The 15,915-nt window shown below is 73.5% G+C and carries 12 protein-coding genes and 1 riboswitch; of the genes, 3 read left to right on the top strand and 9 right to left on the bottom strand.

Translation table 11 applies throughout. The annotated features are described in order from the left end of the window. Positions 1 to 196: 196 nt before the first annotated feature. Entirely contained in the window at positions 197 to 1,048 is an 852-nt protein-coding gene (locus Aiant_RS05285; protein ID WP_189331222.1) for a hypothetical protein, read from the bottom strand. A 2,938-nt stretch (positions 1,049 to 3,986) separates the two neighbouring features. Here Aiant_RS05285 and Aiant_RS05290 point away from each other — a divergent pair. Beyond that, positions 3,987 to 4,508 (top strand): hypothetical protein, encoded by a 522-nt coding sequence (locus Aiant_RS05290; RefSeq protein ID WP_189331223.1) that lies wholly within the window; start codon positions 3,987 to 3,989, stop codon positions 4,506 to 4,508. Positions 4,509 to 4,695: 187 nt separating this feature from the next. After that, positions 4,696 to 6,171, top strand: a complete 1,476-nt coding sequence (locus Aiant_RS05295) for a glutamate-cysteine ligase family protein (RefSeq protein WP_189331224.1) — start codon at positions 4,696 to 4,698, stop codon at positions 6,169 to 6,171. Between the two features lie 335 nt (positions 6,172 to 6,506). Here the strand turns inward: Aiant_RS05295 and Aiant_RS05300 are convergent, their stop codons facing one another. The 8 genes from Aiant_RS05300 to Aiant_RS05340 all read right to left on the bottom strand — a co-directional run bounded on the left by Aiant_RS05300 (position 6,507) and on the right by Aiant_RS05340 (position 14,879). Then, positions 6,507 to 6,878, bottom strand: coding sequence for a cobalamin biosynthesis protein (locus Aiant_RS05300; protein WP_189331225.1), 372 nt, complete (start codon positions 6,876 to 6,878; stop codon positions 6,507 to 6,509). 167 nt (positions 6,879 to 7,045) lie between these two features. Next, positions 7,046 to 8,401, bottom strand: a complete 1,356-nt coding sequence (locus tag Aiant_RS05305; RefSeq protein ID WP_189331226.1) for a cobyrinic acid a,c-diamide synthase CobB — start codon at positions 8,399 to 8,401, stop codon at positions 7,046 to 7,048. Continuing rightward, positions 8,395 to 8,994, bottom strand: a complete 600-nt coding sequence (gene cobO, locus Aiant_RS05310) for a cob(I)yrinic acid a,c-diamide adenosyltransferase (protein WP_189331227.1) — start codon at positions 8,992 to 8,994, stop codon at positions 8,395 to 8,397. The genes Aiant_RS05305 and cobO overlap by 7 nt, the downstream gene beginning before the upstream one ends. A 556-nt stretch (positions 8,995 to 9,550) precedes the next feature. Further along, positions 9,551 to 12,049 carry a VWA domain-containing protein gene (locus tag Aiant_RS45415; protein WP_425322657.1) on the bottom strand — a complete coding sequence of 833 codons (2,499 nt, stop codon included), beginning with the start codon at positions 12,047 to 12,049 and terminating at the stop codon, positions 9,551 to 9,553. A gap of 10 nt (positions 12,050 to 12,059) precedes the next feature. Beyond that, positions 12,060 to 12,192, bottom strand: a riboswitch (cobalamin riboswitch). A gap of 74 nt (positions 12,193 to 12,266) precedes the next feature. After that, entirely contained in the window at positions 12,267 to 12,617 is a 351-nt protein-coding gene (locus tag Aiant_RS05325) for a VOC family protein (RefSeq protein ID WP_189331228.1), read from the bottom strand. A gap of 24 nt (positions 12,618 to 12,641) precedes the next feature. Further along, complete coding sequence (locus Aiant_RS05330; protein WP_229830136.1) at positions 12,642 to 13,148, bottom strand: SRPBCC family protein; 507 nt, start codon at positions 13,146 to 13,148, stop codon at positions 12,642 to 12,644. Beyond that, positions 13,145 to 13,462: an ArsR/SmtB family transcription factor gene (locus Aiant_RS05335; protein ID WP_189331230.1), complete on the bottom strand. Its 318-nt coding sequence runs from the start codon at positions 13,460 to 13,462 to the stop codon at positions 13,145 to 13,147. The genes Aiant_RS05330 and Aiant_RS05335 overlap by 4 nt, the downstream gene beginning before the upstream one ends. Before the next feature lie 133 nt (positions 13,463 to 13,595). Next, positions 13,596 to 14,879, bottom strand: coding sequence for a citrate synthase (locus tag Aiant_RS05340; protein ID WP_189331231.1), 1,284 nt, complete (start codon positions 14,877 to 14,879; stop codon positions 13,596 to 13,598). Positions 14,880 to 15,062: 183 nt separating this feature from the next. Between Aiant_RS05340 and Aiant_RS05345 the strand changes: the two genes are divergently transcribed. Further along, complete coding sequence (locus Aiant_RS05345; protein ID WP_189331232.1) at positions 15,063 to 15,902, top strand: universal stress protein; 840 nt, start codon at positions 15,063 to 15,065, stop codon at positions 15,900 to 15,902. The last annotated feature ends 13 nt before the right edge of the window (positions 15,903 to 15,915 follow it).

Consider the following 15,915-nt stretch of genomic DNA (forward strand, 5'->3'; position numbering starts at 1 on the left):
CCTTCCACGCTGCCGCGACACACGCGGGCAGCTCACGGCCGTCCCTCGCTGCCGCGATGTGGGCGGTTCGCTCACGCCGCCTCTTTTGTACGACCTGGGGACCGGACAGACGCAATTGCCCCGTCCCGTGGCTGACCGCGAGCGCCGCCGTGCACCGGACCGCCCGGCGACCGCCGGGCTGATCCGCTGCTCACGGTCACTGCCGGCGAGGCAGGCCGCTCGGTGCGCTGGCCGGGTCCGCCAGGGCGTCCTCGACCGGGGCCGGCGGTGCCGGCTGGGCGGCGGGGCGAGGGGCACCACGGCCGGGCAGGCCGGACGGAGCGTTCGCCTCGTCCATCGGCGCGCCGGACGGAGGCGGGGCGGTCTGACCCATGTCCGGCGCCTGGAGGCCGGGCCGGACGATGGCGGGACCGGGCGTGGGCGGATTGTGCTGGCCCATGTCCGGCGGCTGCAATCCGGGCCGACCCGACGGCATGGCCGCCGGACCCGCAGGCGCGTTCTGCTGACCCATGTCCGGCGCCTGCAAACCGGGACGGGCACCCGGCGTCGCTACCGGGTTGTGCTGGCCCATGTCCGGCGCCTGCAATCCGGGCCGACCCGACGGCGTGGCCGCCGGCGAATTCTGCTGACCCATATCCGGCGCCTGCAATCCCGGACGAGCGCCCGGCGCCGCAACAGGATTGTGCTGACCCATGTCCGGCGGCTGAAGCCCCGGCCGACCCGACGGCGTGGCCGCCGGCGAATTCTGCTGACCCATATCCGGCGCCTGCAATCCCGGACGAGCGCCCGGCGCCGCAACAGGATTGTGCTGACCCATGTCGGGCGCCTGCAGCCCGGAACGCGCCTGACCCAGGTCCGGCGGCTGCGCACCGGGAATCACCGGCGGCACCTGACCGGTCATCACGGCTGCCGACGGCAGGAAGTCCCCGCTCGCGGCCATCCCATGGCCACCCGGCTGTCCCGGACCCGAACCACCCGCCTGCCCCATCGACATCCCCGGCGCACCGGGCTGACCCATCGGCGCCGCGACACCGTCGGGCTGACCCATCGGCACACCCGGAGCACTGGGCTGGCCCGTCGGCATCCCCGGCCCACCAGGCTGCCCCATCGGCGTCCCCGGCCCACTGGGGTGACCCGTCGGCGTCCCTTGCGCACTGGGCTGGCCCATCGGCATCCCCGGCCCACCGGACTGGCCCGTCGGCGTCCCCTGCGCACCGGGCTGCCCCATCGGCATCCCCGGCCCACCAGGCTGCCCCATCGGCATCCCCGGCCCACCAGGCTGCCCCATCGGCATCCCCGGCCCACCAGGCTGCCCCATCGGCATCCCCGGCCCACCAGGCTGCCCCATCGGCATCCCCGGCCCACCAGGCTGCCCCATCGGCATCCCCGGCCCACCGGGCTGACCCATCGGCGTCTCCGGGCCGCCGGACGGGGACGTCGGCATTCCCGGGGCGGGCGGCTGTACCGCCCCGGCGGCCTGCGGTCCCGGGTAGCCCTGCGGACCCGGCGGGGTCATCGGGTGCCCGGGCTGCATCATCCCCGCAGGACCGGCGCCGCCCGCGGGCCGCGCCGAGCGGGTGAAGCGAGGGGCGTCCAGGGGACTGTTCTGCTGGCTGTAGCCAGGAGCCGCGACCGGCGCCCCCTCCGCGACCGGCTGTCCGACCGGCGCCGCCCATGGCGCGGCCCCCTCCGGGGGAGCACCGGGAACGCCTTGAGCCGGCGGCGGACCCGATGCGGGCGCCGCACCGGGTCCGGGAGCCGGCCAGGCCTGGTTCGCCGGAGGCTCGCTCGGAGCGGCCGTAGCCCACGGCGGCGTCCCCGACACCGGCTCCACTGCCTGCGCGGGGCTACCTAGATCGGCCGGCGGCCACGGAAGCGCCCCGGACCCACCGAACGCAGGCGGCCCACCGATCTGCCCAGCCTGATCCGCCGGTCCGGATGCACCAGCGGATCCCGGAGCCCCCGCGGACCCGCCCATCTCCGCCAGACCAGCCGATCCACCGAACGCCGCAGCCGAGCCTCCCTCGCCCTGTCCCGTCCCACCAGACCCCGACGGCGCGCCCCGCTCCGTCTGACCAGCCGACCCGCCAAACCCGGCGAGCCCACTTCCCTCGCCCTGCCCAGCCCCGCCAAGCCCAGCAAGCCCACTTCCCTCGCCCTGCCCAGCCCCGCCAAGCCCAGCAAGCCCACTTCCCTCGCCCTGCCCAGCCCCGCCAAGCCCAGACCGCGCCGCCGTCTGAGCGGATCCGCCAAGCCCAGCAAGCCCAGTTCCCTCGCCCTGCCCAGTCCCGCCAAGCCCAGCAAGCCCGGTTCCCTCACCCTGCCCGAGCCCAGCCGCCCCGGAGCGCGCACCGCTCTCCGCCGAACCACCGAACCCGGAATCCCCGCCGCTTGCCGAACCACCGAACCCAGAGTCCGCCCCGCTCTCCGACCGACCAGCGCTCCCAGCGAATCCAGCCAGCCCCGAGAGCCCACCAGATCCACCGACCCCCGCAAGCCCGGAACCCTCCGGCTGATCAGCGGACTCAGCCGATCCACCAAGCCCCGCCTCACCCGGCGGCCAGGGCCGAAGTCCCCCCGGCGCCGGAGCGTCAGCCGGCGGCCAGGGCCGCGCGACGCTCGCCTCGGGCAACGGCCCGGAGTCGGCCGCAGCGGGAGGCCACGCCCGCAGCCCACCGCCCGACGACTCGCCACCACCCGCCGGCCCGGACCCGCCGCCGGAAGCACCTTCCGCGGGCGGCCAAGCCTTCAGCCCACCGGCCTCGCCACCGCCGACCAGCCCAGGACCGGCCCCGAGCCCGGCGGGCCGTGACCCCGGCCCCGCCGACGGCCCGTCCCCGGCGCCTGCGGGCGGCCAGGCGCGCAGCCCGGCACCTTCCCCGGCAGAGGACTCATCGGGCCACGGACGTGCCGGCTCCCCGGAAACATCGGGCGAGGACGGCGCCGCATGCGCCCCCTCGCTCCGCTTCCAGTTCCCCAGTCCGCCGCCGCCCGACGGCTCGTCACCCGGCGGCCAGGCTCGTAACGGTGCTGCCTCCGCGCTTCCTCCGGGGTCCCCCGCCGGAGTCTCATGCCGCCCGGCCCCCTTCGCACCACCCGCGGTCAACCCGCTGGCCTGCGGCGCGCCGTTGGCACCACCACCGGTCGACGCAGAAAAACCCGGCCCGGCGTTCCCTCGCGGCAACCCACCGAGCCGCGCCTCCGTCCAGGACTCCCCGGCCGCCCACGGCCGCTCGTGCGTCCCGGTCGGCTCGGTGGCCCAGCCGGGCAGCTCCGACGACAGCGGCCCCGGCGATTCCGGCACCGGCCGCACCGGCGACGCCGGCTCCCGGTGCCCCGGCACATGGGACAGCCCCGGCCCCGGCCCGAGCGGATGCAGGTGCCCACCCCGGGACGACGCTCCGGGAAGCGGCCCGGTCAGCGGATCACCGGGCGTACCCTCAAGCGTCGGTCCTGGTGGCGGACCAGCCGGACCCGCGGCCGGGCCCGGTGGCCAAGCGGACCCCGATCCGGGCGGAACGAAAGCCGGCCGCGTCGCCGCGACCAGACCGGAGCTCTCCGCGAGCCCGGCGGCCGCGAGCACCTCGGCGGCCGCCTGCCCGGAACGGCACGGCAGCTCCTCGCCGCAGACGGGGCAGTGGGTGAGGCCTTCGCCCGGGCCCTCGCCCCCGGCGTGCGCCTCGAGCATCTCGCGCGCGGTGCGCGCCAGGACGCTTTCCGGTTTGACGTAGTTCGTCGGTGCCACTGGTCTCCGCCCCCTGCCCGCGCGAGATTTCGCACGACCCGTCGTCCAGTTCACCCCGGCGGGTACCCCCGAAGGGCGGGTTTCCGCAGATCGGTGGGTCGCCGGCGGGAATTGCCCGGTATCGGGCGCGGGGCACGTCGCCGGTTGGTAAGGAGAAGAAGATCAGGATTTCCCGATTCACTCACGGTGCGCAGCCGCTCTCAATCCGTAACATTGAGGAACATCCAGGAGGTGACCCCCCATGGACGACACCGAGCTGCACCGCGAGCGGATCCTCCGGCACGTCAGTCCGATCATCACCGGCCGGTTCGTCGGCTACCAGGCGTCGTACACCCGGGAGGTGAGCGTCGGGAAGCCATTGGCGATCTTCGTGTTCCTCACCGCCGGGATCGCCCAGCTGGTCGCCTCGCTGATGCGGATGAAACCGGCCCGGCGCAGCCTCAAGGACCTGCGCAAGGGCCCGGAGTTCCTGGTCACGCCGGTCCGGCTGCGCGACGACCTGGGCCAGACCTACGAGATCGAGATGCACGGCCAGCTGCCGCAGTCGGCGCTGCACCGCGGCGACCTGGTGCAGGTGCGCACCGAGCCGCAGCGGGACCGGACGCTGCCGGTCAAGTTGACGCAGGTGGTGAACCTGACGACGATGCAGCCGCTCACCCCGCGCATCCCGACCCGCTGGTCGCACCTGGGCCCGGCGATGCTGCTCCAGGCCGCGGCCGGCCTGGTCGTCGCGGGCGTGGTCCTGGCCGCGCTGTTCCACTGAGCCCGTGTGAAGATCGGAAGGATCGGGTACCGGCCCGTCCATGTTCGACGCACCGTTCGCCATCACCCGCCAATGCTGCCCCGACAAGTCGAGAACAGGCATAGACAGCGGTAATCATGGGTCCGGGGGGACCGCTGCGACGATGCCCGTTCCCCCTCCGCGCTAACGGCTCGGAAGGTGGTGCCTGGTGGGCGAGAAGGTCGAACAGACACAGTTTTCCCGGGAGGACCGGACCCGGTACCGGCAGAAGATCCGCCGCAGTCTCGACGTGTTCGCGACGATGTTGCGCGAGTCGCGCTTCGAGTTCGAGCGGCCGATGACCGGGATGGAGATCGAACTCAACCTGATCGACGACAATGCCGATCCGGCGATGCGCAACGCCGACGTGCTCGGCGCGATCGCCGATCCCGACTTCCAGACCGAACTGGGCCAGTTCAACATCGAGATCAATCTGCCGCCCCGGCGGCTGGCCGGCGACGACTACGCCGACCTGGAGAAGGGTCTGCGGGCCAGCCTGAACCACGCCGAGCACAAGGCCCGGACGGTCGGCGTACACATGGTCACCGTCGGCATCCTGCCCACGCTGCGCCGTGAGCACCTGACCGGCGCGGCGCTCTCCGCGAACCCCCGGTACAAGCTGCTCAACGAGCAGATCTTCGCGGCCCGGGGCGAGGACCTGGACATCCGCATCGACGGTGTGGACCGGCTCGCGGTGACCACCGACAGCATCGCGCCCGAGGCGGCCTGCACCAGCACCCAGTTCCACCTCCAGGTGAGTCCGGCGCAGTTCGCCGCGTACTGGAACGCCTCCCAGGTGATTTCCGGGATCCAGGTGGCGCTGGGCGCGAACTCGCCGCTGCTGTTCGGCCGGGAGCTGTGGCGGGAGACCCGGATCCCGCTGTTCGAGCAGGCCACCGACACCCGGTCGGAGGAGATCCGGGCGCAGGGCGTACGCCCCCGGGTGTGGTTCGGCGAGCGCTGGATCACCAGCGTGTTCGACCTGTTCGAGGAGAACGTGCGGTACTTCCCCGCGCTGCTGCCCATCTGCGACGAGGACGATCCGGCGGACATGCTGGAGCGCGGTGACATCCCGTCGCTCAGCGAACTGCGCCTGCACAACGGGACGATCTACCGCTGGAACCGGCCGATCTACGCGGTCGTCAACGGCCGCCCGCACCTGCGCGTGGAGAACCGGGTGATGCCGGCCGGCCCGACCGTCGCCGACACCATCGCGAACGCGGCGTTCTACTACGGCCTGGTCCGCAGCCTGGCCGAGGCCGAGCGCCCGGTCTGGACCCAGCTCAGCTTCCGCGCCGCCGAGGAGAACTTCCACGCCTGCGCCCGGCACGGCATCGACGCGAGCGTCTTCTGGCCGGGCGTGGGCACGGTCCCGGTCACCGAGCTGGTCCTGCGCCGCCTGCTGCCCCAGGCCGCCGAGGGCCTCGACGAGTGGGGCGTCTCGCCGGCCCAGCGGGACCGGTTGCTGGGCATCGTCGAGCAGCGCTGCCTCCGCCAGCAGAACGGCGCCTCCTGGCAGGTCGGCACGCTGCACGAGCTGGAGAAGAAGGGCATGGACCGGCAGCGCGCACTGCACGAGATGATGCGCCGCTACCTGCCGATGATGCACGAGAACATCCCGGTCCATGAATGGGAGATCTCGTAGATCCCCGGTGGATCCACGCGCCACCAGCCGGCTCGGCACATCTTGAAGATCAACTTCAAGATCCGGATTTGCTACGCCTGCGCAAACTCCCCGTGGCTCCACGCGGCCACAGTCCCCGCTACAGACCGCCCGGCGACCGCCGGGCGGTCTGCCCGCTCCCGGTCACCCCCGACCCTGCCGCAGTGCCATGGCCGTCCCCGATCGTCCCTCGCCGCCCGCCCCGTGATCACTTCGGGCGAGCGCGATCGTCACGCCGCCGTGCACCCGCTTGGACAGCACCAGTTCCCCACCCACGCCCGCCGCGAGCAGCGCCGCCGCCTCCGCCACACCCCGGTTCAGCCGCGGGCGATCGCCACCGTCACGCCGCCGTGCACCCGCTTGGGCAGCACCAGTTCCGCCCCCGCCCCCGCCGCGAGCAACGCCGCCGCCTCCGCCACACTCGGCGTCCCGACCGCCGCGGCCGCCACCGCACTCGGCGCCCCGGGAACCGGCTGCCCGGCCAGCTCCGCCCCGGTGAACCCGGCCAGCCGCCACCGGCGCTCCCGCGCGAACTCCTGAACCCCCGGCTCGGCAGCCCGCCTGTCCAGGGTCGCCAGCACGGTCCCGTCCAGCCCCTCGACCCCGGCCTCGTCCAGCGCCGCCATCACCGCCGCCGCCAGCGCGTCCGTCGAGACCCCGGCCCGAGCCCCGACCCCGACCACGATCACCCCGCCACCGCCACCGCCAGCGCACCCATCGAAACCCCGGCCCGAGCCCCAACCCCGACCACGATCACCCCGCCACCGCCAGCGCACCCATCGAAACCCCGGCCCGAGCCCCGACCCCGATCACCATCACCCCGCCACCGCCGTCGCACCGTCCGCCGCGGCCCCGATCACGCCGCCGCCGCGTGCACCAGCCGCTCGGCGAACCCACGCTGCCCCGCCCAATGCAGATGCAGATACGACGCGTGAACCCCCGCCGCGGCGAAACCCTCCGGATCCGCGCCCCGCCACGCCCACGCCGCTCCCCCGGCCGGCGACAGCAGCAGCCCGGACCGCGGATGCACCGTCGTCCGGTGGAACTCGTGCCCGGTCACCCGGGTCCCCGCCGCCGCCAGCGGACTGTCGGCCAGCGCGACCGCGTCCCGGTAGCCCAGCGTCAGCGACGGCGTCATCGCCGCCTCGGCGTCCAGCACCCCGCACATCGGGGCGCCGTCCAGGGTCCGGCACAGCCACAGCAGTCCGGCGCACTCGGCCACGATCGGCCGCCCGGCCCCGGCCAGCTCCCGGACCGCCTTGCGCAGCGGCTCGTTCGCGGACAGCTCGGCCGCGTAGACCTCCGGGAACCCGCCGCCCACGACCAGGGCGCGAGCTCCACCGGGGAGGGATGTGTCCCGTAACGGGTCCACGACGGCGACCTCGGCTCCGGCGCCGGCCAGCAGTTCGGCGGTCTCGGCGTACGCGAAGGAGAAAGCGGGACCACCGGCGAGCGCGACGATCGGGCGGCCGGAAGCCGGGATCTCCGCCTCCGGGGTCCACGGCGTCGCCGCCAGCGGCGGCGCCGTGCGAGCGACCGCCGCCACCGCGTCCAGATCGACCGCCCCCGCGATCAGCGTGGCGAGCGCGTCGACCGAGGCGAGCGCCTCGGCCCGGCGTTCCGCGGCGGGCACCAGCCCGAGATGCCGGGACGGCGCGGCCACCGCGTCGGCCCGGCGCAGCGCGCCCAGCACCGGCGTGCCGACCTCCTCACACGCGTCCCGCAGGATCTGCTCGTGCCGGTCCGAGCCGACCCGGTTCAGGATCACCCCGGCCAGCCGGACCGTCCCGAAGCTGCGGAACCCGTGCACCACCGCCGCGATCGACCGCCCCTGCGCGGCGGCGTCGACGACCAGGATCACCGGGGCCTGGAGCAGCTGGGCGACCTGGGCCGTGGAGCCGGTCTCGCCGGCACCGGTCCGCCCGTCGTAGAGGCCCATCACGCCCTCGACGACCGCCAGCTCGGCCCCCCGCGACCCGTGCGCGAAGAGCGGGCCGATCAGCTGCTCGCCGACCAGGACCGGATCCAGGTTGCGCCCCGGGCGGCCGGCCGCGAGAGCGTGGTATCCCGGGTCGATGTAGTCCGGCCCCACCTTGAACGGCGCCACCGGCACCCCGCGCCGGGCGAACGCCGCCAGCAGCCCGGTCGCCACCGTCGTCTTGCCGTGCCCGGACGCGGGCGCGGCGATCACCACCCGAGGGATCGTCACCATTCGATACCCTGCTGGCCTTTGCGACCGGCGTCCATCGGATGCTTGATCTTGGTCATCTCGGTGACCAGGTCGGCCGCCCCGATCAGGTCCGGATGCGCGTCCCGTCCGGTGATCACCACGTGTTGCGTGCCGGGTCGCTCGGCGAGCGTCTCGATCACGTCCGCGACGTCCACCCAGCCCCACTTCATCGGGTAGGTGAACTCGTCGAGCACGTAGAACTTGTACGTCTCGGCCGCCAGGTCCCGCTTGATCTGCGCCCACCCCTCAGCGGCCTCGGCGGCGTGGTCCCGCTCGGTGCCGGCCCGCTGGATCCAGGACCAGCCCTCGCCCATCTTGTGCCAGGTCACCGGCGTCCCGTTCACGCCGTCCAGGGCCTTGAGCGCCGTCTCCTCGCCGACCTTCCACTTCTGCGACTTGACGAACTGGAAGACCCCGATCGGCCACCCCGCACTCCACGCCCGCAACGCCATCCCGAACGCGGCCGTCGACTTACCCTTGCCCGGCCCGGTGTGCACGGCGAAGACCGCCTGCCGCCGCCGCTGCCGCGTCGTCAGCCCGTCGTCGGGCACGGTGGTCACTTTCCCTTGCGGCATCCGCTCGCTCCCCTCACCACATCAAACCCTTCCCCGTACGCAATCCGCCCCACCCACCGCTTGCCCAGCCCCACCAAACCACCCACCGGCCCCACCCGCCCCGCCGCCACCGGCTCCCCCCGGCACACCAGCCCTGCCCAGCACCGGCCTCCGCCCAGCACACCCACCCCGCCCGGCACCGGCCTCCGCCCGGCACACCCGCCCCGCCCGCCGGCTCCGCCCGGCACACCCGCCCCGCCGCCGGCTCCGCCCGGCACACCCGCCCCGCCCGCACCCGCCTCTGCTCGGCACACCCGCTCTGCCCAGCACCGGCCACTGCCCGGCACACCGGCCCCGCCGCCACCGGCTCCGCCCCGGCACACCTGCTCTGCCCGGCACACCACGCCGGGGCACCCGCCGTACCCCGGCACACCCGCCGTACCCGGGACGCGAGACCGCCGGCAACCGAGGCCCGGCCGCGCCTCCCGGTCCGGGCTGGCGCTGAGGGCCCTAAAACGGTCCGGATTAGGGCCCTCAGGACCAGCCGGGAACAGCGACTCGCGGCCGGGCCGCTTGATCAGGCAGCCCGGCGGTAAGCGCGATCCCCCGGAACCGCGCTGGATGCCGGGCGGCCGCGGCCGGTGGCGGCTTCCAGCTGCTCCAGCGGCATCACATCGGCCCGGAGGGCGGCGGCGAGTTTGCGGGCGAGGCCCAGGCGGATCGGGCCGGATTCGCAGTCGACGACGACGGTGGCCACGCCGCTCAGGGCCGGGGCCAGCAGCAGCGGGTCGGGGCCGCTGGTGGCGCGGCCGTCGGTGACCACGATCAGCAGGGGACGGCGGCGCGGGTCGCGGCGGCGTTCGGTGGCGATGGTGCGGGCGGCCGCGCGCAGGCCGGCGGCGAGCGGGGTGCGGCCGCCGGTGCGCAGGGCGGCCAGCCGCATCACGCCGACCTCGTGGCTGGACGTCGGCGGGAGCACCACGTCGGCGTCCGCGCCCCGGAAAGTGATCATCCCGATCCGGTCGCGCCGCTGGTAGGCGTCGCGGAGCAGGGACAGGACGGCGGTCTTGACCAGGGTCATCCGTTTGCGGGCGGCCATCGAGCCGGAGGCGTCGACGACGAACAGCACCAGGTTCGCCTCGCGGCCGACGTGGATAGCCTCGCGCAGGTCCCGTGGCTCGACGTCGAAAACCCGCGGCGCGCGCATCATCCCGCCGCGGTCGCCCACCGGCCCACGGTCGCCGAAAGGCCGACCGTCACCCACCAGCCCACGGTCGCCGAAAGGCCCGCCGTGACCCACCAGCCCACGGTCACCGATAGGCCCGCCGTGACCCACCAGCCCACGGTCACCGAAAGGCCCGCCGTGACCCACCAGCCCACGGTCACCGAAAGGCCCGCCGTCACCCACCAGCCCACGGTCACCGAAAGGCCCGCCGTCGCCCACCGGCCCGCTGGCGTTCATCGGTCCGCCGTCGCCCACCGGCGCGCCGGCGTTCATCGGATTGAGGTCACCGACCGGCTCGCGGCTGTCGGCGACCGTCGCCTGACCGGCGGCCAGGGCGGCGCGATGCAGGGCGGCACGGAGGGTGGCGGGGAGGTGTGGAGCGCCGGCGAGTTTGCCGAGGGGTTTGCGGGAGCCGACGACGCGGCCCCGGCGGGCGTAGGCCGGGGAGCGCTTGCCCGTGTGGCCACCCTCGCCGAGGGCGGTGATCCGCAGCGTGCGTGGCCGGAACGCGGCGCCGGCCTGGGCCGGGGCCGCGGCGCCGCCCTGCGGACTCTCGCCGCTCGGCGGCGGGTTGTCGGCGGGCGAAGGCGCTTCAGCCCGCGGGCCACCGGGAGGAAGGCCGCCGCCGGGACCACCGGGCCCGCTGTCCGGGCCGCCGGGGCCGCTGTCCGGGCCGTCGGGACCGCCGTCCGGATCGTCGTCCGGCTGCTGATCGTCCGGCCCATCACCAGAGGTGTCATCCCCCGCCTGCTGCTCCTCGGCCTGGCGTTCGAGATCCTCCCGGGCCTGACGCTCGGCCTCGGCGAGAGCCTGGTCCAGCTTCTCCTCGTCGGTCCCGGGCGGATCCAGCGGATCGGTGCGACGGCGATGCGGCAGCGCCAGCCGGGCCGCGTCCCGCACGTCGTCGGCGGTCACCCGGTCACGGCCGTGCCAGGCCGCCATCGCGACCGCGCAGCGGGCCACCACGATGTCCGCGCGCATGCCGTCGACCCCGTACGCCAGGCAGACCCGGGCGATCCGGTCGAGTTCGGCGTCGGGCAGGACCACCGTCGGCAGGATGGCGCGGGCCGCCGCGATCCGGGCCGCGTACTCCCGCTCGTCGGCGGCGAACCGGGCGGCGAAGGTGGCCGGGTCCAGCTCGTAGGCGAGGCGGCGGCGGACCACCTCGGCGCGCTGGGTGGCGTCGCGCGGGGCGGCGACCGTGACCACCAGGCCGAACCGGTCGACCAGCTGGGGGCGGGGTTCGCCCTCCTCCGGATTCATGGTGCCGACCAGCAGGAAGCGGGCGGCGTGTTTGACCGAGACGCCGTCGCGCTCGACGTGGGCGCGGCCCATCGCCGCGGCGTCCAGGAGCAGGTCGACCAGGTGGTCCGGGAGGAGGTTGACCTCGTCGACGTAGAGGACGCCGCGGTGGGCGGCGGCCAGCAGGCCGGGCTCGTACGCCTTGACGCCGTCGGCCAGGGCACGCTGGATGTCGAGGGTGCCGACGACCCGGTCCTCGGTGGCTCCGACCGGCAGCTCGACCAGGTTGGCCGGGCGGTGCGCGGCGGGGGTGTCGGCGGCGTGCGGGCCGTCCGGGCACTCCGGGTCCGGTGCGGCCGGGTCGCAGGCGAAGCGGCAGCCGCGGACCACCGTGACCGGCGGGAGCAGGGCGGCCAGGGCGCGGACGACCGTGCTCTTGGCGGTGCCCTTCTCGCCGCGGACCAGCACCCCGCCCACGGCCGGCGAGACCGACGTGAGCAGCAGGGCGAGGCGCAGGTCGTCCAGGCCGACCACGGCCGAGAACGGGTACGGAGTTGTCACAGGGGTTTCCCTCCCGGCGGGTGTCCACGCCCGCGCGTCGGTCGTCACGAGCGGCCGGAGTCTCCTGACTCCCGGATCGCCGTTCCCCGCTCGCCTTCCGGCCCGCCGGTCGGGCCGTGGCGTGCTGTCTCGTCAGCGGGTCGCTCCCCGGTCACAGTGGCGGGACCGTCCCGGACTCGCACCGGGTTCCTCCGCAACCGCTCGCGCCCCATCTTTCCGATCCGGCCCCCAGCCCGTCAAACAACGAGCAGCGAGATCACCAAGGTCACACCGAGACCAGGCAGAGCACGTGCCCGTCGGCGTCGCTGAGCACCGCCTGCCGCTCACCCCACGGCTGGTCCTCCGGCGCGTCGATCACGGTGGCCCCGGTCTTCTCGGCGGCCGCGGTGGTCGCGTCGACGTCGTCCACCCGGAAACTGATCGCCACCCCGGCCAGGCCGGCGGTCGGCGGCCGCTGGTGCAGCAGCAGCTCGGTGGTCGTGCCCGGCACCTCGAACGCGACGACGTCCCCGAAGGCCGCCTTCTCCACGAGACCGAGAACGTCCTGGTAGAGGGCCCGGCTCCGGGACAGGTCCGCTACCGACACGATAAGGCGCTGAAGTCCGATTACGGTCATGATCGCGACCCTACGTCAGCTCGGCTAGGCGAAGAGTTCGGCGTACCGGTCGCGCAGCTCCGCCCAGCCGTGGCGCATCGCGTCCCGGCCGCGGATCGCGGTGACCGGCTCGCCGGCCAGCAGGCGGGCCAGCACGTCCGCGCACAGGTGCCAGCCGGCCGCGACCATCGCGTCCATGTCCCGATCGGCCAGCGTGTGCCGCAGGGTGAGCCGGGTGCCGCCCTCGACCGGCGCCAGCTCCCAGCGCAGCAGATCCTCGCCCCACGTGTATTCGAGCAGGTGCGGCGGCTCCACCCGGCGCACCGTCGCGGGCAGCGCGGTGCGGTCGTCGCCGTCGACCATGGTCAGCGTGGCGGGGCCGGTTTCGGTCAGGGCACGGGAGGCGGTGAAGGGCGCCCAGCGGTCCAGGCGCTCCGGGTCGACCAGCGCGGGCCACACCTGCTCGGGCGGCTGCGGCAGGTCACGGACGAAGATCAGGGTCCAGCGGTCGCCGTCGGCGGCCACGCGGGCATCGGCGAGTGGTCCGGTCACGGTTCCTCCTCCGAGGTTGTCGGCGCGAGATGTCGCTCGAGGGCGTCCAGGTGGCGGTCCCACAATTTCCGGTACGGCCGCAGCCATGCGTCGAGCGCCCGGAACGGCGCACCTTCGAGGCGGTAGATCCGCTGCTGGGCCTGCGCGCGCACCGAGACGACGCCGGCCTCGCGCAGCACCCGCAGGTGTTTGGAGACCGCGGGCTGACTCATCCCGAGCGCCCCGACCAGGTCACCGACGCTCGCCTCGCGGGTCAGCAGCGCGTCGACGATGCGCCGGCGGGCCGGTTCGGCGAGCACCTCCAGAACGTCCACCCCTCCAACATGCCGCTACGCGTATATAACTGTCAAGGAATACCGGAGACCGAAAAACGCCCCACCGGAAAACCGGTGGGGCGCACTTCGCACTTATTCGGGTCGGGCTCCGCCTCCGAGTCCGCGCCGATTTTCAGCGCTGCGACATCGGGGTGAAGTCGCGCACCGGCGAACCGGTGTAGATCTGCCGCGGGCGACCGATCTTGTTGGCCGGGTCGTGCATCATCTCGCGCCACTGGGCGATCCAGCCGGGCAGACGACCGATAGCGAACAGCACCGTGAACATCTTCGTCGGGAAGCCCATGGCCTTGTAGATCAGGCCGGTGTAGAAGTCGACGTTCGGGTACAGCTTGCGGGAGACGAAGTAGTCGTCGTTGAGCGCGATCTCCTCGAGCTGGAACGCGATGTCCAGCAGCGGGTCCGGCGTGTCCAGCGTGGAGAGCATCTCCTGGGCGGCCTTCTTGACGATGGCGGCGCGCGGGTCGTAATTCTTGTAGACCCGGTGGCCGAAGCCCATGAGCTTGACGCCCTTTTCCTTGTTCTTCACCCGGGTGACGAACGAGTTGACGTCGCCGCCGTCCTTGCGGATCTGCTCGAGCATCTCGAGCACCGCCGCGTTGGCGCCGCCGTGCAGCGGGCCGGACAGCGCGTTGATGCCGGCCGAGATCGAGGCGAACAGGTTCGCCTGAGCCGAGCCGACCAGCCGCACGGACGACGTGGAGCAGTTCTGCTCGTGGTCGGCGTGCAGGATGAACAGCATGTCGAGGATCTTCGCGACCTTGGGGTCGACGTCGTAGTTGACGGTCGGCAGGCCGAACGTCAGACGCAGAAAGTTCTCAACGTAGTCGAGCGAGTTGTCCGGGTACGGCAGCGGGTGGCCGATCGACTTCTTGTACGCGTACGCCGCGATCGTCGGAAGTTTCGCCATCAGCCGGATTGCGGAGATATCCACCTGCTCGTCGTCCAGCGGGTCGAGCGCGTCCTGGTAGAACGTGGACAGCGCGGTCACCGCCGACGAGAGCACCGCCATCGGGTGCGCGTCCCGCGGGAAGCCGGAGAAGAAGGTCCGCATCTCCTCCTGGAGCAGCGTGTGGACCCGGATCTTGTCGGCGAAGTCGCGCAGCTGCGCCTCGGTCGGCAGCTCACCGTTCATCAGCAGGTACGAGACCTCGAGGAACGTCGACTTCTCGGCCAGCTGCTCGATCGGGTAGCCGCGGTACCGCAGGATGCCGGCGTCACCGTCGATGTACGTGATCGCCGACGTCGTCGACGCGGTGTTGACGAAACCCTGGTCGAGGGTGACGTAACCGGTCTCCTTCAGCAGAGCACTGACGTCGATGCCGCCCGGCCCGTCGACGGCCTCGCGCACACCCATCGACAATTGGCCGCCAGGGTGGTCGAGCTTGACATCCGTCATGTATTTCCCTCACTTCACCGGCAGATGTCCCAAAGATTTTGCCGTTCACCGTAAACCCTCAACCTGAATGGGTCATCAGGTGGCCAGCCGTTGAGGCATTGGTCACCAGTCCGTATAGACCGTTGCGCCATAGATAATGATCGGTATATTGCGAGAACGTAACGGGAAGCGGAGGTCGAACCGATGCAGATCCCGAGTCGGCCACCGGTGGTGGTCGGGGTGGACGGGACCGCGGCCGGCCTGGCCGCCGTTCGCCTGGCCGCCCGGGAGGCGGTCTCCCGCGGCACTCTCTTGTCGGTGGTGCACGCTTTCAGCTGGGACGAGGCCGAGGCCCGCGGCACCGCCTCACGCGTCGTCGAGGAGGCGGTCACCACCGCCCAGCGTTCCACACCCGGCGTCGACGTGCGGGGTCAACTCGTGGATGGGCCCGCCGGGCGGGTGCTGCGCAAGCTCAGCCGGACCGCCACGCTGCTGGTGCTGGGCGCCGACGACCTGGCCGCGACCGGCCGCCTGCCGCCCACGTCGCCGCTGCTGGAGGCGGTGTCGCAGGCCTGGTGCCCGGTGGTGGTGGCGCGCGCGCCCCGGCCGCCGTCCGGGCGGGTGATCGCCGCGGTGGACGGGTCCGTGCCGTCCGTGCTGGCCCTGCGGTACGCGGCCGAGGACGCCCGCCGCCGAGGGATCCCGCTGGACGTGGCGCACGTCGGCGACGAGGACGCCGGGCGGCAGGTGCTGGACCGGGTGATCGCCGCGGTGCCGGGCCTGCCGCCGCTGCGCCGCCGGGTGCTGGCCGGGCCGCCGGCCGCCACCCTGATACGCGCCTCCCGCCGGGCCGGTCTGATCGTGCTGGGCCCGCGCGGAGCCGGTGGCGCCGGCCGATTCGGATCAGTGGCCGACGCCCTGTTGCGACACGGGGGCTGCCCGACCGTTTTCGTGCACGGACGCCGGGAACCGGCCGGAAAGTCGAAACCCGGCCACTTAACTGGCCAATTCCGGCCGGTGGCGTCGGGTCCGTTGCTACGGTGAGCAAAACCTAGTC

The organism is Actinoplanes ianthinogenes (assembly GCF_018324205.1).
GTDB classification, from domain to species: domain Bacteria; phylum Actinomycetota; class Actinomycetes; order Mycobacteriales; family Micromonosporaceae; genus Actinoplanes; species Actinoplanes ianthinogenes.

Coding starts and splice junctions, on each gene's coding strand:
- Aiant_RS05285 (WP_189331222.1), bottom strand. CDS start 1,048: ATGGGTCAGCCCGACGGTGTCGCGGCGCCGATGGGTCAGCCCGGTGCG.
- Aiant_RS05290 (WP_189331223.1), top strand. CDS start 3,987: ATGGACGACACCGAGCTGCACCGCGAGCGGATCCTCCGGCACGTCAGT.
- Aiant_RS05305 (WP_189331226.1), bottom strand. CDS start 8,401: ATGGTGACGATCCCTCGGGTGGTGATCGCCGCGCCCGCGTCCGGGCAC.
- cobO (WP_189331227.1), bottom strand. CDS start 8,994: ATGCCGCAAGGGAAAGTGACCACCGTGCCCGACGACGGGCTGACGACG.
- Aiant_RS05325 (WP_189331228.1), bottom strand. CDS start 12,617: ATGACCGTAATCGGACTTCAGCGCCTTATCGTGTCGGTAGCGGACCTG.
- Aiant_RS05340 (WP_189331231.1), bottom strand. CDS start 14,879: ATGACGGATGTCAAGCTCGACCACCCTGGCGGCCAATTGTCGATGGGT.
- Aiant_RS05345 (WP_189331232.1), top strand. CDS start 15,063: ATGCAGATCCCGAGTCGGCCACCGGTGGTGGTCGGGGTGGACGGGACC.